The organism is Amycolatopsis orientalis DSM 40040 = KCTC 9412, from assembly GCF_000478275.1.
In the GTDB taxonomy this organism is placed as follows: Bacteria; Actinomycetota; Actinomycetes; order Mycobacteriales; family Pseudonocardiaceae; genus Amycolatopsis; species Amycolatopsis orientalis.
In genome coordinates this window covers 281,868-300,114 of sequence record NZ_ASJB01000042.1, presented here as the reverse complement: position 1 = coordinate 300,114, position 18,247 = coordinate 281,868, and the positions used below count along the sequence as shown (strand labels likewise).

Genomic DNA, 18,247 nt, shown 5'->3' with positions numbered 1-18,247 from the left:
CTGAAGGTGTGTCCTCGTGCTGGGAGTCGCCCATGACCGCGGTGAAGACCTCGTCTCGCCCGGAGGCCGTGCGCTTCGGCGGACGACTTCGCGCCCCCAAGGGCAGCGTGTTCCTCAACGTCGTGCGCACCACCGACCACAAGACGATCGGCCTGCTCTACCTGTGCACGTCGTTCGGGTTCTTCCTCGTCGGCGGATTCATGGCCCTGCTGATGCGCGGCGAGCTGGGCAGGCCGGGGCTGCAGTTCCTTTCGCAGGAGCAGTACAACCAGCTGTTCACCATGCACGGCCTCATCATGCTGCTGCTGTACGCGACCCCGAACCTCTTCGCCTTCGCCAACTACATCCTGCCGCTGCAGATCGGCTCCCCGGACGTCGCCTTCCCGAGGCTGAACGCGTTCTCCTACTGGCTCTACCTCTTCGGCGGGCTGATGACGCTCAGCGCGTTCCTCACGCCGAGCGGCGCTCCCGACTTCGGCTGGACGATGTACACGCCGCTGTCGAACGCCGCGCACACCCCGGGGGTGGGGGCCGATCTGGCGATCATGGGCCTGATCGTCTCCGGGCTCGGGACGATCCTCGGCGCGGTCAACATGATCACCACCATCCTCTGCCTGCGGGCGCCGGGGATGACCATGTGGCGGTTGCCGCTGTTCACCTGGAACATCCTGTTCACCACCATCCTGATCCTGGCGGTGTTCCCGATCCTCACCGCGGCGCTGTTCGGGCTGGAGGCGGACAGACGGCTCGGCGCGCACGTCTTCGATCCGGCCAACGGCGGGGCGATCCTGTTCCAGCACCTGTTCTGGTTCTTCGGCCATCCCGAGGTCTACATCGTCGCGCTGCCGTATTTCGGCATCATCACCGAGATCGTCCCGGTGTTCAGCCGGAAACCGCTGTTCGGCTACAAGCTCATGGTGTTCGCGACGATCGGGATCACCGCGTTGTCGTTCGCCGTGTGGGCGCACCACATGTTCGCCACCGGCGCGGTGCTGTTGCCGTTCTTCTCCATCATGACCTTCCTCATCGCGGTGCCGACCGGGATCAAGTTCTTCAACTGGATCGGCACCATGTGGAAGGGACAGCTCACCTTCGAGTCACCGATGCTCTGGTCGATCGGGTTCATGGTGACGTTCCTGCTCGGCGGGCTGACCGGGATCATCCTCGCCGCGCCGCCGCTGGACTTCCACATCCACGACACCTACTTCGTGGTGGCACACTTCCACTACGTGCTGTTCGGCACCATCGTGTTCGCCACCTTCGCCGGGATCTACTTCTGGTTCCCCAAGATGACCGGGCGGATGCTCGACGAACGGCTCGCGAAACTGCATTTCTGGACCACCTTCATCGGCTTCCACACGACGTTCCTGGTCCAGCACTGGCTCGGCAACCAGGGAATGCCGCGCCGCTACGCCGATTACCTGAGCAGCGACGGTTTCACCCTGCTGCACACCATTTCCACCATCGGCGCGTTCCTGCTCGGCGCGTCGGTGCTGCCGTTCCTCTGGAACGTCGTCCGCAGTTACCGGTTCGGGGAGATCGTCGAGGTCGACGACCCGTGGGGGCACGGGAATTCCCTGGAATGGGCGACGACCTGCCCGCCTCCCCGGCACAACTTCTTCGACCTGCCGAGGATCCGGTCCGAACGCCCGGCGTTCGAACTCCATTACCCGCACATGATCCCCCGGCTGCGCGCCGAGGGGCATACGACCCCGTTCCAGCGCCGCGACCGGATGGCACCGTCGGAAGTGGTGGCGGACAAGGCACTGGCCGACGACGACACCGGCCCACCGAAGGAATGAGGTACCCGCGCATGATCCCGATGGACGTCGAGGGGATGGCAGTCCTGGCTCCGGAAGCGGCGCCGGTGATGCTGCTGCGAGAACGAGAGGGCGAACGTCGCTGGCTGGCGATCACGATCGGCGGCCCCGAGGCGAGCGCGGTGGCGCTCGCGCAGGAGAAGATCCAGCTGCCCCGGCCCGGCACGATCGAACTGATCGGTCAGGTGGTGGAATCTTTCGGGCATCACGTGACCGGCGTCGAGGTCACCGCGCTGCGGGACGGCATCTTCTTCGCGGATCTCGTCCTGGACTCCGATATCCGCGTCTCCGCCCGGCCGAGTGACGCGGTCGCGATCGGGCTGCGTGCCGGTGTCGCGATCAAGGTGGCCGACTCGGTGCTGGAGGTCGCTTCGGTACGGGTCGAGATCGTCGGCTCCGGGCCCGACGCCGAACTGCCGTCGGTACCGGCGGACCCGGTCGAGCAGGAGCGCGAGGTGGAGGAGTTCCGCGCGGCGCTGGACAAGATCGTGCCCGAGGACTTCGGGGACCTGCCTCCTGAGCCGCCTGTCTAACCCCGGAGACGCCATGAAAGGTCCTTTCCTTGCAAAATTCGCAAGGAAAGGACCTTTCATGGCGCGTTAGGGGAGGGGCTACTGCTTCGCCAGGCCCCGCTCGATCGCCTCGATGATGCGCGGGCGCATCTCGGCCGCGCTGATGATCGCGTCCACCGAACCGACCTTCACCGCGCGCTCGATGCTGTGCACGCCGTCGAACTCGGCGGCCACCGCGCCCAGTTTCTCGGACCGCACCGACGACTGGACTTCGGCCAGTTCCGCGGCCAGCGCCGCGCGTTCGGCGCCGGTCGCCCCGCTGAGCTTCTCCGAAAGCGACCGCACCCGCTGGTCCGCCGCGGTCCGCGCGTTGACCTCACCGGCGAACACGACCGCCGCGGCGGGCGCCCCGCCGAGGACGGACGCGAACGAACCCTCCAGCGCCAGCACCGTCATGTTCGGGTTCAGCGCCTTCGAGAAGACCACGAAAGCGCCGCCGTGGTACCGCGAGATCACGCAGAACACGATCGGGCCCTCGAAGTTGACGATCGCCCGGCCGATCTCCGCGCCGTACTCCAGCTGCAGTTTCCGCATCGACTCCGGCGAGCCGTCGAAGCCGGACAGGTTCGCCAGCACCACCAGCGGCCGGTTGCCGCTGGCCGCGTTGATCGCCCGCGCCGCCTTCTTCGACGACCGCGGGAACAGCGTGCCCGCGGTGTAGGTGTCGGGGCCGTCGGTGGGCGGGAAGCCGCGGCGCGGCACCGAACGCGACTCGATCCCGAGCAGGCACACCGGCCGCCCGCCGAGGTGCACGTCCTGCACGGCCGCGGTCTCCGCGTCGGCCATGCCCGGCCACCGCTCCAGCACCGGGTGGTCCTGATCCGACAGCGCGCGCATCACGGTGCGGATGTCGAACGGCTTCTTGCGGTCCGGGTTGGCCTCCCGCGAGAAGATCTGGCCGACCGTGGTGAAGTCGCTGTCGACGGCCGCGTGCGGGAAGGACGAGATGTCCCGGTCGACCGGGTCGGTGGTGACGGCCTTGCGCGGACCGGTCTCCTCCGGCGCGATGTAGGTGTGGTCGTAATGCGACATCAGCACGTCGCGGGCCGCGGCGAGGTTCGGCGCCCAGTACTGCGCCTGCCCGTTCGGCCCCATGACGCGGTCGTAGCCGCCGATGCCGAAGTTGTCCTCGGCCGAGACGCCACCGGAGAAGTCGAGCGACTGCTTTCCGGTCAGCACCATCGCGGAATCCGGCGTCATCACCAGGATTCCCTTGGTGTGCATGAGCATCGTCGCTTCGGCGTTCCAGTACGGCTGGGCGCCGACGTTGATCCCGGCCACCACGATGTTGATCTCGCCGCCGTCCTGGGTGAAGTGCACGATCCGCTTGAGCGCGGCCGCGACCCAGTCCATGTTCTCGGTGCCGGACTCCATCGAGATCCGGGCACCGGCGGAGAGCGCGTACCACTCCAGCGGGACCCGCATCCGTTCGGCGAGGTCCAGCGCCGCGATCACCCGCGCGCACTCCGGCTCCGAGAGCGCGCCGAGCGCCTTCGTCGGGTCGCCCAGCAGCACCACCCGCGTGACGCCTTCGGGGTAACGCTCGGTCGGTGTGGTGACCACGCCGGCGACGATCGCCGCCTTGTTGCGCCCCTTCGGCCGGTCGACCGGGACCAGTGTGTTCGTGTCGTCCAGGTCGTACTCGGTGAACGAGCCGAGCATCTTGGTCAGCTCGTACGGGTACACCGTGTCGCGGCGCCGGGCGCGCAGGACGTTCTGGCGGTAGTCGTCGAGCGGCAGGATCGGCTCGGTCGTGGGCTCGGACAGCGACATCTGCACGCCGCCGCTGACGTCGTAGCCGATCCGCACGGCGACCTCGGTGACCTCGCCGGTCGCGCGGTCGCGCTGCCTGCCGAGGAACTGGACCTCTTCCAGCCCCGCGCCCGCGGTCGACGGCTGCACGCGCTGCGCGACCGTGTTCAGCTCCTCGGCGGTCAGCTCACTGGTCGGCCACACGTACAGCATGATCCGGTTGGTGTCGAAACGCTTCTTCGGCGGGAGTTTCGCCTGCACCTCACGGATCGCGTCGAGGCAGCCCGCCAGCGTGCCTTCGACCGCCGGCAGGGCCAGCAGCTTGCCGTCGTTGTCCCGCAACGGGGTCAGGTCACGGACCTGGGCGAGCGCGACCAGCCGCTGGTCCGACGGGTTGATCGGCGCGACGCACTTGAACAGGTAGACGTCCTCGTCGCCGGAGGGCAGCCGCGTGAGGTCGAAGTTCGCGAGCCGCTGCAGCTGCATGCGCTGGGCGATCAGCGGGTGCAGACCGCGGATCAGCCGCTCCTCGGTGAAGCCGGTCGAGGACGGGCGGAAGGTGAAGTGGTGGTGCGCGACCGCGCCACTGTGGCCCGCGACCGTGGTGGTGACCCGCCGGATCCGGCTGGGCAGCGACTCGGCCGTGAGGATCTCGCGCAGCCCGGCCGCCATCGCGTCGTCGTCGGCCGACTCGTCGTCCCAGGTCAGATAGAGATCCGCCTCGACGTCGGTGTCGGCGGGGAGCCCGGCGGCGAGATCGGCGACCGCCTTGATCGCGCCGGGGAGACCGGCGCGGTCGACGGCGGTGGTGGCCATGTGGAACCGCTCGCCGTCGTCGGCGTAGTCACCGGTGACGAAGGTGCAGTCGCCGACGGTGACCTGCCCGACGCCGGTGAGTGCGCGGTTGCCGTAGTAGCGGCGGCTCAGTACTTCGAGCAGCGGGGTGTGGTCGGTGCCGGGGCGCCCGATCCGCTGTCCGAGCAGGCGTACCAGCGGCTGCGCGCTGGCCTGCATGCTCGCGATCCGCTCGGCGCGGTCCGGCGAGTCCGGGTGCCGGTCGAGGTGGCGCAGATGCTTGCGGACCTCGTTGTAGACCTCGGCGCGGGTGCGGCGCAGCAGCGGCTGGGCGAACCAGCGGAACACCACGCTGCGCGCGAGGTCGCTGACCACCGGGAAGCGGAGCTGGGTGGCGGCGATGAGCTGCTCCAGCGCCTTGCCCGCCGGTTCGCGCATCGACTCGAACGGCTGCGCCTCGGTGAGCCACTTGCGCAGCAGCGCGGTGACGATCGCGACGTCGGAAGCGGCCCGCTGCTGGGCGAGGAAGATGCGGAAGACCGCCTCCTCCAGCTCCGGCGTCCGTTCCAGGTCCTTGACGCCGTAGTGCCCCAGTACCTTCTTGAGCTTGTTCTGGAACGACTCCGACAGGCCGGCGCGTTCCACGTCGAGGCTCTGCAGGTAGGAGTGGAAGAACTCGCGGGCGCTGTGCACCCGGGTGTCGGTCTTGGTCTCCTCGCCCGCCGGCTTGTTGCGGATCAGCTCGGACAGGTCGGCGAACACGGTCAGGAGGTCGACCTCGCCCGCCAGCGGGCGGTCACCGTTGGCCTCCACCTCCGCCCTGGCGGACAGGTACGCGCTGAGCGTGCGGCGCTCGTCGTGCGGGTCGACGTCGAAGCCGAGCAGGAGGCTGCGCAGATCCTGCTGTCCCCGCGCGATCCGCTGCGCCGTCGTCGCGCTGTCCTGCTCCGCGGGCAGCTCGATCTCGACGCTGCCGGTGTCCTCGGCGACCTCTTCGCCTTCCTCGGCCATCGGCTCGAGGCGCAGCAGCGGGGCGCCGGTCTCGACCTGGCTGCCGACCGAGACGACGCACTCGCGCAGCTTCGCGCGGAACGGGGCGCGGAGCACCGTCTCCATCTTCATGCTTTCCAGCACCAGCACCGGTGCGCCCGCCTCGACCTCCGCGCCGACCTCGAGCGGCGTCGCGACGACGAGCGCGGGGGCGGGGGAGCGGACGACGCCGCCCTCGTCACGGCTGATGCGATGGGTTACGCCGTCGACCTCGACCAGGTGGATCGGCCCGTGCGTGCCGGTGACCAGGCGGAACCGGGTGCCGTTGACGGTGATCTGGCCGGTGTGCTCGTCGAACCGGTCGACCTCGACGTCGGCGGGGTGGATCTCGCCGCCGCCCGCCGAGACGCCGACGCGGAACCGGCGGTGGCCGATCCTGGCCACGCTCACGCGGTACGCGGCGCCGCGCAGCTTGAGGTCGAGCGGACGGCCGCTCTCATGCTGGACCTGCGGGCGGCCACCGTGCGCGGTGGAGAGAAGTCGTTGGCGCTCAACGGCTTCCTCGTCCTCGTAGGCCTCGATCGCGGCGGCCGCGAGCGCGATCGCCGAGTGGCGGTGCGTGACCAGCTTGCCCTCGGCGCGGACGCGGTCGATCCAGCCGGTGCCGGCGCTGCCGTCGATCACCTCAGGCTGGTCGAGCAGGTCGAGGACGAAACTCTTGTTGGTCGCGCCGCCCTCGATGATGACCGTGGTCTGCGCCATCGCGCGCCGCAGCCGGCCGAGCGCCTCGTCACGGTCGCGGCCGTAGGCGATGATCTTCGCGATCATCGAGTCGAAGTCGGCCGGGATCGTGTCGCCTTCGCTGACCCCGGTGTCGACGCGGATGCCGGGGCCCGCGGGCAGGGCCAGGCGCGCGATGCGGCCGGGGGACGGGGCGAAGTCGCGGTCCGGGTCCTCGGCGTTGAGCCGCGCCTCGACCGCGTGACCGGCCTCGGCGGGCTGGGGACCTTCGAGCTTGCCGCCGGAGGCGACGTGCAGCTGGGCCTTGACCAGGTCCATGCCGGTGGTCGACTCGGTGATCGGGTGCTCGACTTGCAGACGGGTGTTGACCTCGAGGAAGGCGAACAGCTTGTCGCCGGGGTGGTAGAGGAACTCGACCGTGCCGGCGCCGCGATAGTCGACGGCGAGCGCGAGCCGCTCGGCGGACCGTTTGAGCTCGTCGGCCTGCTCGGGGCTCAGCACCGGGGAGGCGGACTCCTCGATGATCTTCTGGTTGCGGCGCTGCACCGAACAGTCGCGGACGCCGAGCGCCCACGCGGTGCCCTGGCCGTCGGCGATGACCTGGACCTCGACGTGCCGGGCGCCGGTGACCAGGCGCTCCAGGAACACGACGCCGCTGCCGAAGGCGCGCTCGGCCTCCAGGCTGGTGCGCTCGTAGGCTTCCTTGAGTTCGTCGGCTGAGGTGATGACGCGGATGCCGCGGCCGCCACCGCCCGCGGTCGCCTTGAGCATCAGCGGATAGCCGATCTCGTCGGCGGCCTTGATGGCGGCGTCGAGGTCCGCGACGGCGCCGCGGCTCCACGGGGCGACAGGGACGCCGACCTCTTCGGCGATCAGCTTCGCGCCGATCTTGTCGCCGAGCTTGCGCATCGCGTCCGCGCTCGGGCCGATGAAGGTGATGCCCAGCCGCTCACACAGCTCGGCGAAGGCCGGATCCTCGGCCACGAACCCCCAGCCGACCCAGGCCGCGTCCGCCCCGCACTCGGTCAGCGCCCGCTCCAGCACGGCGAAGTCCAGATACGGACGCGCCGACGCGGGACCCAGGTTGTAGCTGATGTCGGCTTCCCGCACGAACGTCGCCGACCGGTCCGCATCCGTGTAGAGAGCGACGGTCTCGATCCGCTGTCCGGTCTCCGCCGAAAGCTCGCGGGCGGCGTGGATGAGCCGCATCGCGGCTTCTCCGCGGTTGACGATGGCGACACGACTGAACACCGACTGAGCCTCCCAAGTACGCAGCACAACAGGTGACGGCCCGCCGGATCACGCGCGGGACAGTCACCTGTACCTGCCTTACAGCCTGCCTCTTACCGGCCGGTACGAGAATGTCGTCGGTGGCGCATGCCGAGGGCCGGGTGTTGTAGGAACCCGCCAAAAAGTGGCCTGGAACACCTCGTCGAGGGGGTGAATGACGTCATGGAGTGGACAATCGGGGCTGGGGTCGGGGGTTGGGGTTCGCGGGGTGTCATCAGGTGTTCACGCCGGTTTCATCGGGCTGGTCTGGATGGTCGCTTGGGCGGGTCGGTTGGGGTTGGGGTGGTTTTGGGGTCGGTCTGGGGTGGGCTGGGGTTGCCGTTTTGCGGCAATGGGGTTGTGGGGTGGCGGGGGGCGGTGTGTCGGGAGGGGGTGTCGCGTCGGTCGTGGGGTGGGTTGGCGTAAGTGGTCGTGGTCGTTTTCCGGCAACGGTGTGGAAGCGGCGGCTCGTCGGGGGCCGGTGCGCGGTCGTCTGGCTCGGAGCCAAGCTCACGGCGGGTATCGCCGTTTTCCGGAGACAGACCGGTGTGGTGGTTGGGATGGCGGATGTTGTCGCGTAGGTCTTGGGACGTGTTCGCGTAATTGGCGTGGCCGTTTTCCGGCAACAGCTCAACCACCGACAGCCCGCATCTGAAAACCGCGCCCTCGACAAGCCGACGACAGGCCCAAGACAGCCGCAGGCGCCGTACCGAGTCCAGGCGACGTGACGGCTCAGAAGGGCGGTGATTCATCGCGGGGTTCGTGAAGGGGCGGGGGCGTGCTGTCGTAGCGCTGTCCGGTGGGTGTGGTGATGGTGAGGGTTCCGTCGGCCGCGAGCCGGTAGTTCCAGCCGGGTTCGTCCTTGAGCCGGTGATCGCGGCGGCAGAAGCTGATGAGATCCGCGGCGTCGGTGGTGCCGCCGAACTGCCAGGGCACGGCGTGGTCGAGGTCGCAGGTCTGTGCGGGGCGGTGGCAGCCGGGTCTTCGGCATTCGCGGTCGCGGACGCGGACGAATTCGCCGAGGCCCGCGGTGGGGCGGTAGCGGTCGCGGCCGAGGTCGAGTACCTGCCCGGAGAGCGGGTCGGTGATGATGCGGCGCAGGACGGTGTTCGGGCCGGTGGCGATGTGCTGGGCCAGCGAGGCGGGAATGTGGCCGTGTCCGGCCAGTTCGGCGGGATCGTCGTTGAGGCCGAGATAGGTGAACAAGTCCATGTAGAGAAAGACTTCGGTGCGTTCGCTTGTCCCGCCTTGACCGCCGAGCAGCAGATCGAGCGCGACGTCCGCCCGCAACTGGTCGAGGGTGCGGGTTTCGTCGCCGGTTTTGAGTGCGCGTGCTTCGCGGTCGATCCGGCGGTAGGCGGCGTTCACCTTCTCCACCGGACCGTCCTCGACCTCGATCGAGCCCACTCCCGTCTCACCCTGTCGCAGGACGAGGCGGCGGCCCTCGCGGTTGTGCTTGCAGCGCTTGTCCGCGCCCTCGCGGTCGACCGTGGCCGCGGCGTGGTTCGCGGCCTTGCGGATCTGGTCGGAGTTCTTGCCGGGCAAGCGCTCTTCCAGCAGAGCGTCGGCGGCGCGGGCGTTCTCGTCGGAGAGCCAGGCGGTCGCCGTGGCGACCTTCATCGCCCCGAACCCGTCCAGGCGGCCCTGGTCCATCAGGTGCAGAGTGCGGGGCAGCCGCGTGGTCAACGCGGTGGCCGTTTCGACCATCGCTGCCGCGTGACCGTCCACCATGGACAGTGCGAACGCGACTTCTTGGGCGGCGCTTCCCACGTTTTCGCGATGGCGGGCCAGCTGAGCCAGCGCGCGGTAGCGGATAGCTTCAAACTTCGCGATCACCGCGGAAGCGGCCTGCGCGACCGCGACAGAATCGTTGTCGTCCAACGTATTCAGTGCATTGTTGATGACCTCCATGGTGTCTGGATCGGCTAATTCCTCGAGTAGCGCCACGGTGGCGACCTGAGTTTCCACGCCGAGAACCTTACGACCGGCCACCGACAATTTTGGATTCGCGAAAGCCGTTGTCGAAATACGGTAATGATCACGGAGCGGGTGGCGCCAATTCGACGCGGTTGCGACCGCCCTGCTTCGCGCGGTACAGGGCCATGTCGGTGGCGACGAGGAGATCGTCGACGCTGGAGATGTTGTCGGCCGGGTACAGCGCCCCGCCGATCGACACGGTCAGATCGGTCAGCACGGTGTCGCGATCGGGGAGGGCGACCGACACCACCGCGACCTGGTGCCGGATCCGTTCGGCGACCTGGCGCAGCGTCTCTTCGCTGTGGACGTCCGGGATGACGATCGCGAACTCCTCACCGCCCCAGCGTCCGCAGACGTCCTGTTCCCGGATCTCGGCGCGCAGCGCGTCGCCGACGGCGCGCAGGACGAGGTCGCCGTTGGGGTGACCGTAGGTGTCGTTGATCGTCTTGAAGTTGTCGAGGTCGAGGAAGAGCACGCCGAGCTTGCGGCCGGCGCGGGTGCGGCCGAGTTGCTCTTCGGCGAGCTGGCGCCAGCGGCGTTTCGTGACGAGGCCGGTGGTGGCGTCGGTGTGCGCGTCGCGCCGGTACTGGGTCAGGAGCAGACCGCGGTGCAGGGCGACCAGTGCGATGACGACGCCGACCAGTACGAGCGGGTTGGCCTGGACGAGGACGACGGCCGTCACCAGGCCGAGGCCGAGCGCGCCCGCTTCGAGGATTTGGTCGCCGAAGCCGGAGAAGAGTTCGCCGATCGACTTCGGCGGCGACGAGAGCGCGATCGCGATCATCACCAGCACGGTGTTGATCGCCCAGCGGAGGGCGGCGGCCACGATGATGACGGCGAGGTCACCGAGCCCGGCGAGCAGGCCGGAATCGGGCGAGCCGGGGTAGTGGCGCATGCCGAGACTGAGGACGACGACGGCGGCCTGCGTACCGCACAGCACCGTCGCGGCGGAGAAGATCCACCGATGGGGGAGCACCGGTCGCTGGTGTGGCCAGATCCTCAGCCATGCGATGGTGTAGGTCACCACGACCATCGCGGCGGCGAGCACCGGCGGCAGCGCGATGACGGCGGCGACGCTCCAGACCGCCTTGGTGTCGACGTAGGCGACCGACGGGGCCCTGTCGTACTCCCGTTGGCGTTCGATCTGCCGGGTGCCCTCGATCGCGATGGCCGCGCACAGCGTCAAGACGCCGAACCGGACCAGGTCGGTGCCGGTGACCGGGACGAGCCGGGCCGTGGCGGCGGTCGAGAGGACTGCGATGAGATTCACGACCAGCACGTAGGAACGCACAGGTCGCGGCAGGCTCCATAGGTGCCAGGCCTTGAGCCGCCGCCGCGCGCCACCGAGTCGTCCGTTCACGCACCCTCTTCCGTCGGTGATCTACACCGTAATCGAACCGGGACTGCGACGACCGTCGTTGTCCGGACGATAAGAAGCGCGGCCGCGAATTCCCCCGGACAGCCCAACCGAAACGAGGGAGGTGTACCGATGCAGGACAACAACTGGTGAGTTATTTGCCGGATTCATCGCTATTTCGAGGGAGGTGAACATCATGCGTGACAACAACTGGACGACCCGTCGTGACAACAACTGGACGTGATGATCGGCCTTGGTCAGGAACCGTGCTCACCAACGGGTGTCGTTCCGCCCGCCGGGCCGACGGGATCCGCGTGATCCTCCGGGCCGCGGCGGGACGACACCGCCCGTGACCAGCCGATTCCGGCGACGCCCGCGACAGCCACGCCCGCGGACGCCGCGACGGTGACCACGGTGGTGGGCGCGACGACCTGTGCCAGCAGCCCGGCGGCGGCGATCCCCGCCGCCTGTGCCGCCCGCAACGCCGCGATCGCGACCCCGATCACCTGACCGCGATGGTCGGGTGGCGCGGCGAGGCTGTACTGCGTCTGGGTGATCATGTCGTGCGCGGAGAACATCCCCGAGATCGTCCACAGCACGACGATCGTGACCAGGCCCGGCGCCCAGCCGGTCGGGATCAGCACCAGGCTGCTCGCCACCGCGAGCACGCCCAGCACCCGGACCTGCCGTTCCCGCGGGATCCGGCTCAGCAGGATCCCGCCGAGCACCGAGCCGACCGGGTTCGCGGCCAGCAGCCACGGCAGCGCGCCCGCGCCGCCCAGTTCGGCGGCGACAGGGACGGCGAGGCCTTCGGGTACCACGTAGAACCCGCAGCAGCAGGCGATGAGCAGCAGCCACCGCAGCCTGCGGTCACGGGCGACCAGACGGCAGCCGGCGATCAGGGACGGGCGCCGGTGATGACGCGGTGTCGAGGGCGGGTACCGCTCCAGCCCGAAGCGGAGCATGAGTGCCGAGAGCGCGAACGTCCCCGCGTCGATCAGCAGCGCGCCGGGCACCCCGAGGCCGGTGACGACGGCGGCGCCCGCGCCGAAGCCCACCACGAGCCCGGCCTGGTACGTGGAGGAGATGACGGCCTGGCCGACGACCAGCCGGTCCGGGTCGAGCAGATCCGGCAGGAGCGCCTGGCGGGCCGCGTAGAACGGGCCCGCCATGAGCTGCACGGCGAACAGCAGCGCGGCCGCGGCGGGCAGTGGCAGACCGGGGACCGCCATCAGCGCGATCAGGACCGCGCGGCCGACGTCGGTCACCACCATCACGGTGCGCCGCGAGAAGCGGTCCGCGATGCCGCCCAGTGCGCCACCGAGGAGGTCGGGCACGAACGTCAGCGCGTACGCGGCCGAAGCCCATCCCGCCGACGACGTCCGGTCGAACACCAGCACCGTGAGCGCGACCCTGGCCAGCTGGTCACCGGCGACCGAGAGCAGATGCGCGAGCCAGATCCGGCGGAATCCGGCGACCGCGAAGACACTGCGGAACGACGCCGCCCGGGCTGGCATGCGCTTCAGGCTGTCGTGAGGCGGCCACTTTGCGCAACCCCGTGAGGAAATTCGAAAAATATCCGGGTCGATGTCGAACCGTCGCGTCTCCGCTCGACGTGTCAGTAGAGAGGCAGTAAAGACCGAGGACGGAGAATCCGATGTCGCATTCACTGGGCCCGCTGGCGAACAACCTGGCCGCCTACGCCATCTACTCGACCGCGCAGACCGAGATGCGCCACGCGTACAAGCTGATCGAGGCGGGCGACTACCTCGGCGCCGCCGCGGAGATCGATTCCGCCGCGCACGCCGCCGAGGTGCTCGCCCGCGCCACCTCCGAACTGGACGCCGAGCGCTCCGAACGATGGCTCAGAGTCGTCGTCGCCCGGAAGCGGTTCGCCGAACAGGCCAGGGAGCGGGCCTCGGACACCGCCCTGCCGCTCGCCGCCTGATTCAGCCCGCCGGATAGGCCGAGCCGATCCAGGCCTCGTCCACGCGCAGCCTGTCGACGCCGTGACCGTCGACCTTCTCGAGCCGCACATGACGCGCCGTCGTCACCGGCAGGTCGATGAACTGCACGCCCCGATGATTGGGCAGCGAACCGGTCTTCACCGGTGAGCCCCAGTTCTTCCCGTCCGCGCTGACGTAGACCCGGTAGTTCTTGATCCGCGCCGAATTCGACGCCGGGTACGTGGTCGAATCCTCACGCTGGTTGATCCCGAGGTACTGGATCCGTTTCGGCGCGCCGAGGTCGAAGCGCAGCGACACCGGTTCTGCCGAAGTCGCGTCCCAGTAGGTGGCGTAGTCGCCGTCCGCCGCGGCCTGCGCCGGATGCCCGCCACCGGAGGCGCTGGCGCTCATCGTGTACGACGACGCCGGGTAGACGCCCTCGCGGCCGCCGGTCTCGACCTTGAACACCGTGTCGTACTGATCCCACGACGAGATCCCCGACAGCGTGAGCCTGCCGCCCGCCTGACTGTGCGCGACGACCGTGCCGGTGCGCAGGTCGGTCACCCGCTTGACCTTGTATCCGTTGTCCCGCAAGGTAAGTGTGCTCCCCGAGGGTTTGGTGAGCACATGGAGGTAATGCTTGTCCGGATCGGTTTTGGACACCGTCGTCACGCCGTGCGCGCCGTCGTTCCAGAAGCCCGGCTTGAATCCTCCGTGGTCGTAGCCGCCGCCGTAGGTGCCTTCGACGGATTCCCGGATCTTGCCGAAGAACCCGGCGGCGAAGTCGTTGAACGCCTCCTGGTTCGACGGGAACCGCCCGTTCACCATCGCGGTCTCGGCCATCAGGGACTTGACGTCGGAGCCCTTGTTGGTCAGGTAGCGGCCGAGGGTGAGCTTGTAGTCGACCGCGGAGTTCGAACCGCTGTACCACCAGGCACCGGAACTGGGGAGCTTGAAGCACGCCTCGATCAGCCGCGGCGCGGCGGTGTAGACGGCCTGCGGGTAGTCGTAGGCCGGGGTCATCCCGGTCTTCTGCTCGTTGCTGATCGTGTCCATGATCGGCGTGTCTTCGTTGTTGTTGCTCAGCAGGTAGTCCGGCCGGTCCCGGCGGACGCGTTCGTAGAGGCCGTTGCGCTCCCAGTAGGCGTTGTCGTTGTCGATCCAGAACCCGGCCAGATCGGGGTAGCGCCGCATGATCTCGACGAAGTTGTCGTAGCCGAATTCCCCGAAGCCGTCGCGGGTGTGCAGGTCCACCTGTTTGCCCTTGTACTTCGAGTACGCGGACGAGTTCAACCAGCTCTTGCCCGAGCCGAGACCTTCGTTGTACCACTGGGGATCGTCGGTCATGTAGTTGATGACCTTGATCCCCTCGGCCTTGCCCGCGGCGATCAGTTCACCGAGGAAATCCCTTGTGGTGGAACAACTTCCCGGTACGGCCGACGGCCACGCCCTGGCGTAGCCGAGTTTGCTGTGGAACGACGCCAGCACGACGTACTGCGCGTGCAGCTTCTTCGCTTCGCCGATCCAGTACTTCGCGTCCCATCCGCCGTCGGTGACGGCCTTTTCCCAGGCGGCGCAACTGGTGTAGCCCGGCGAAGTGCGCATTCCCCAGTGCAGGAACAGTCCCGCGGTCGAGGCGCGTAACCAGCTCTGGCGGGGATGGTTCAGTTCGGCGTTCGCGGGAGTGAGTCCCGCGAAGAGCAGGATGACGGCGAGGAGAACGGACAAGGTCTTGCGCAGCACGAGCTTGCCTCCTGACGACGTCCCCTACGGCGGGAGAAGACGTGCTCGGTGATGGGTACGGCCATGGTCGCCGTGCGGCCCCGTCACCGGCAAGAGGCGTTCCCGCTCAACGGAAAGCGCGTCGATAGGTGGCCGGGCTGACGCCCGTCGTGCGCTTGAACCGGTCGCGGAACGAGGTCGGCGAACCGAAGCCGACCTCGGCGCCGATCCGCTCGACGGCGTACTGGGTGGTCTCCAGCAGATGCTGCGCCTGCCGGACGCGGGTCCGGTGCAGCCATTGCAGCGGCGTTGTCCCGGTCTGTTCGCGGAAGTGCCGGATCAGCGTGCGGGTGCTCATCCCGGCGCGGGCGGCGATATCGGCCAGGCTGAGGTCGCGCGCGAGGTTTTCCTGCATCCACAGCAGGGTGGGTTCCAGCGCCGAGCCGCGGGGAGCCGGGGGATGCCGCAACGCGATGAACTGGGCCTGCCCGCCTTCGCGTTCGAGCGCCATCACCGAAAGGCGGGCCGCGTCGGCCGCGATCGCCGCGCCGTGATCGCGGCGGATCAGGTGCAGGCACAGATCCAGGCCCGCGGCGGCACCCGCCGACGTCAGGATCTGCCCGTTGTCGACGTAGAGCACGTCCGGGTCGACGTCGATGGCCGGGTGGGCCTCGGCGAGCAGCCCGGCGGCGACCCAGTGCGTGGTGGCGCGGAGGCCGTCGAGCAGGCCCGCGGCGGCGAGAATGAAGGTGCCGGAACAGATCGACGCGATCCGCGTGCCCTTCGCGGCCGCCGAGGTGAGCGCGTCCCGGACGGCCGGAGACAGCGGCCGCGTGGGTTCGGCGGTGCCGGGGACGATGACCGTGTCGGCCTCGGCCAGCCGCTCCAGGCCCCACGGTGCGCGCAAGGTGAAGTGCCCGGCGTCGACCTCCGGGTGTTCGGCGCAGATGAGCACCCGGTAGCCCGCGCCACCGTCCGGCAGCCGTGTCCTGGTGAAGACCTCGATGGGGGTCGACAGGTCGAACGGGATCACCTGGTCCAGCGCGAGCACGGCGACGGTGTGCATGCCCGGAACCTACCGCGCCGATGGCGGGATCCCGGTGGAAGGCGTCGTTCACGCCACTGGGAGTGGGCACCGCCGCGTCCTAGCGTCGAGCCATGATGATCATCGCGCCGATTCTGGTCGGCCTCGGCTACGTCGTGCTCATGTCGCTCATCCACGAACCGCACCGCCGTCGCTTCAACGCGATCATGGTGGCGGGTGCCGGTGCCGCCTACCTGAGTGGCGGCGGCCTCGGGATCTGGGAGTTCGCGTTCGCCGCGGTGGTGACCTACGTGGCCTATCGCGGCCTCGATTCGTGGACGTTCATCGGGATCGCCTGGCTGCTGCACACCGGCTGGGACGTCGTGCACCACCTGAAGGGCGCTCCGATCATCCCGTTCGCGGAGCATTCCTCGTTCGGCTGCGCGATCTGCGACCCGGTGATCGCGATCTGGTGTTTCGCGGGCGGGCGCTCGGTGACGGATTTCGTCCGCGCCCGGGCCGGTTCCCGTTCGGCTGAGCGGGCCCCGTCACTCCGTCCTTGACCTTGACATCGTGACAAGGTCTTCACTGGAGCGCAGGAGGTGATCCCCATCAACACGACACAGAGGACGTCACCGGACCTGCGCCTGCTCGACGCGCTGGGTTCCGAGAACTCGTCGACGCGGCTCCAGGCGGCGCTGGCGGCCGGGACGGAACCGGACACCCGGTTCGTCGGCCCGCTCGTGGCGCGGTGCGCGATCGAGCCGGACTTCTACGTCCGGGACATGCTGACCTGGGCGCTGACCCGGCTGCCCGCGGCGAGCACGGTGCCGGCGCTCCTGGCGGAGCTCGGTTCCGGGGTCGCCCAGGCCCGGAGCCAGGCGTTGCACACGCTGTCCAAGATCGGCGACCGCGCCGCGTGGCCGGCCATCACCCGGTCGCTGCTGCACGACGCCGACGACGAGGTCGCGCGCAGTGCGTGGCGGGCCGCCGTGGTCCTCGTCCCGGACGGGGAGCGGGCGCGGCTGGCCGGTGAGCTGGCCACCCGGTTCGGCCGGGGTGACCGGACGGTGCGGCTGAGTCTCAGCAGGGCGCTCGTCGCGCTCGGAGACGCGATCGGGCCCGTCTTGCGGACGGGCCTGGCGAGTGCCGACCCGGAGGTGTCCGCGCACGCCCGCGCCACGGAGCGGCTCCTGCGCGATCCGGACGCCGGATTCGACGAGTCGAAACGGATCGTCGCGCTGGGCCCGGAACGAGCGGGGGGAGCTTGATGCTGATCGGTGAGGTGGCGCGCCGCTCGGGGGTGAGCAGCCGGATGCTCCGGCACTACGACTCCCTCGGGCTGGTGCGGCCGACCGGCCGCACCGTCGGCGGCTACCGCGAATACGCCGAGGAGGACATCCGCCGGATCTTCCACGTGGAGAGCCTGCGGTCACTCGGCCTGTCGCTGCGCCAGATCGGACGTGCCTTGGCGGATCCCGCCTTCGAGCCGTCCGATCTGGTCGGCGACCTCATCCGGCGGACCGAGGAACGCCTGAAACGGGACCAGGAACTGCTCGACCGCCTCCGCGCTGTCGACGGCTCGGCACCCACGGGCTGGGAAGGGGTCCTGCGCATCGTCGAGCTCCTGCACGGGCTCAACTCGCCCCACGCCGCCCGGCGGCAGCAGGCCGTCCTGGCCCCGGCCGACGACGTGCCGGTGCCCACGGAGGTACTGGCCGGCGCGGTCCTCGCGGAAGCCGATCCGAACGTCGCCGGGGCACTGAGGTGGGCTCTCGCGAGGGCGGGCGGCGACGGCGTGACGAGTCTGGTTTCCGGCGTGCGTTCGGCGGACGTCGAGGTCCGGCGGCGCGCGGTGCTCGCCCTCGCCGGGATGCCCGGTGACGAGGCGACCGCCGCACTGGCCGAGGTACTCGGCGACCCGGATCCGGCGGTCCGCGCCCGCGCCGCGCTCGCCGTGGGTTCGCGGGGCGAGGTCGCGGCCGTGCCGTCGCTCGTCCGCATGGTGGTCGAGGGCACCTCCGACGTGGAGGCGGCGGAGGTCCTCGGGACCTTGGCGCGCGACGCCGGCTGCGCGGACCGGATCATGAGCGCGTTGACCGGCGAGCTCGCCGCGCCCGCCGCGGCCCCCGCGTCACGGATCCGCCTCACGCAGGCCCTCGTCGAGATGCCGCCGGACCTCGTGCTGGGCGTGCTGCGGAAGCTGGCCGAAGACGACGATCGCACCGTCGCCCTGCTCGCCTCGGCCCTCGCGGGAGCACTCGGCTCACCCGGGTGAGATG

12 protein-coding genes are annotated in these 18,247 nt (G+C 69.4%); 6 read left to right on the top strand and 6 right to left on the bottom strand.

Features of this window, described 5'->3' with window-relative positions:
* Positions 1-32: 32 nt before the first annotated feature.
* Positions 33-1,802: an aa3-type cytochrome oxidase subunit I gene (gene ctaD, locus L324_RS11695; protein WP_037306340.1), complete on the top strand. Its 1,770-nt coding sequence runs from the start codon at positions 33-35 to the stop codon at positions 1,800-1,802.
* An 11-nt stretch (positions 1,803-1,813) separates the two neighbouring features.
* Positions 1,814-2,353, top strand: coding sequence for a bifunctional nuclease family protein (locus L324_RS11690; protein WP_037306338.1), 540 nt, complete (start codon positions 1,814-1,816; stop codon positions 2,351-2,353).
* A gap of 78 nt (positions 2,354-2,431) precedes the next feature.
* Here L324_RS11690 and L324_RS11685 read toward each other — a convergent pair whose 3' ends face one another.
* The 4 genes from L324_RS11685 to L324_RS11670 form a co-directional block, all read right to left on the bottom strand.
* Entirely contained in the window at positions 2,432-7,921 is a 5,490-nt protein-coding gene (locus L324_RS11685) for an ATP-binding protein (RefSeq protein ID WP_037306337.1), read from the bottom strand.
* A gap of 750 nt (positions 7,922-8,671) precedes the next feature.
* Positions 8,672-9,850: an HNH endonuclease signature motif containing protein gene (locus L324_RS11680; RefSeq protein ID WP_051173858.1), complete on the bottom strand. Its 1,179-nt coding sequence runs from the start codon at positions 9,848-9,850 to the stop codon at positions 8,672-8,674.
* A 127-nt stretch (positions 9,851-9,977) separates the two neighbouring features.
* Positions 9,978-11,276, bottom strand: coding sequence for a GGDEF domain-containing protein (locus L324_RS11675; RefSeq protein ID WP_438938448.1), 1,299 nt, complete (start codon positions 11,274-11,276; stop codon positions 9,978-9,980).
* Between the two features lie 254 nt (positions 11,277-11,530).
* Entirely contained in the window at positions 11,531-12,790 is a 1,260-nt protein-coding gene (locus L324_RS11670) for an MFS transporter (protein ID WP_037306335.1), read from the bottom strand.
* A gap of 140 nt (positions 12,791-12,930) precedes the next feature.
* Here L324_RS11670 and L324_RS11665 point away from each other — a divergent pair, with 140 nt between their 5' ends.
* Positions 12,931-13,221: a hypothetical protein gene (locus L324_RS11665; protein ID WP_037306334.1), complete on the top strand. Its 291-nt coding sequence runs from the start codon at positions 12,931-12,933 to the stop codon at positions 13,219-13,221.
* 1 nt (position 13,222) lies between these two features.
* On the opposite strand, the gene L324_RS11660 is transcribed toward L324_RS11665, so the two are convergent.
* The gene (locus L324_RS11660; RefSeq protein ID WP_037306333.1) at positions 13,223-14,962 is read right to left on the bottom strand and encodes a discoidin domain-containing protein; all 1,740 of its coding nucleotides are present in this window, start codon (positions 14,960-14,962) and stop codon (positions 13,223-13,225) included.
* A 106-nt stretch (positions 14,963-15,068) separates the two neighbouring features.
* Positions 15,069-16,007, bottom strand: coding sequence for a GlxA family transcriptional regulator (locus L324_RS11655; RefSeq protein WP_037306332.1), 939 nt, complete (start codon positions 16,005-16,007; stop codon positions 15,069-15,071).
* 92 nt (positions 16,008-16,099) lie between these two features.
* Between L324_RS11655 and L324_RS11650 the strand changes: the two genes are divergently transcribed.
* From L324_RS11650 to L324_RS11640, 3 genes are read left to right on the top strand one after another with little or no spacing between them, the layout of a single operon-like run.
* Positions 16,100-16,528 (top strand): DUF6010 family protein, encoded by a 429-nt coding sequence (locus tag L324_RS11650; RefSeq protein ID WP_037306330.1) that lies wholly within the window; start codon positions 16,100-16,102, stop codon positions 16,526-16,528.
* Between the two features lie 39 nt (positions 16,529-16,567).
* The gene (locus L324_RS11645) at positions 16,568-17,236 is read left to right on the top strand and encodes a HEAT repeat domain-containing protein (protein WP_037306329.1); all 669 of its coding nucleotides are present in this window, start codon (positions 16,568-16,570) and stop codon (positions 17,234-17,236) included.
* Entirely contained in the window at positions 17,236-18,243 is a 1,008-nt protein-coding gene (locus tag L324_RS11640; protein WP_037306328.1) for a MerR family transcriptional regulator, read from the top strand. Before L324_RS11645 ends, L324_RS11640 begins: the two co-directional genes overlap by 1 nt.
* Positions 18,244-18,247: the final 4 nt, after the last annotated feature.

Bases quoted from the DNA above. Each gene is read 5' to 3' on its own strand.
- ctaD (WP_037306340.1), top strand. From the start codon at position 33: ATGACCGCGGTGAAGACCTCGTCTCGCCCGGAGGCCGTGCGCTTCGGC.
- L324_RS11690 (WP_037306338.1), top strand. From the start codon at position 1,814: ATGATCCCGATGGACGTCGAGGGGATGGCAGTCCTGGCTCCGGAAGCG.
- L324_RS11680 (WP_051173858.1), bottom strand. From the start codon at position 9,850: ATGGAGGTCATCAACAATGCACTGAATACGTTGGACGACAACGATTCT.
- L324_RS11670 (WP_037306335.1), bottom strand. From the start codon at position 12,790: ATGCCAGCCCGGGCGGCGTCGTTCCGCAGTGTCTTCGCGGTCGCCGGA.
- L324_RS11665 (WP_037306334.1), top strand. From the start codon at position 12,931: ATGTCGCATTCACTGGGCCCGCTGGCGAACAACCTGGCCGCCTACGCC.
- L324_RS11655 (WP_037306332.1), bottom strand. From the start codon at position 16,007: ATGCACACCGTCGCCGTGCTCGCGCTGGACCAGGTGATCCCGTTCGAC.
- L324_RS11650 (WP_037306330.1), top strand. From the start codon at position 16,100: ATGATGATCATCGCGCCGATTCTGGTCGGCCTCGGCTACGTCGTGCTC.
- L324_RS11640 (WP_037306328.1), top strand. From the start codon at position 17,236: ATGCTGATCGGTGAGGTGGCGCGCCGCTCGGGGGTGAGCAGCCGGATG.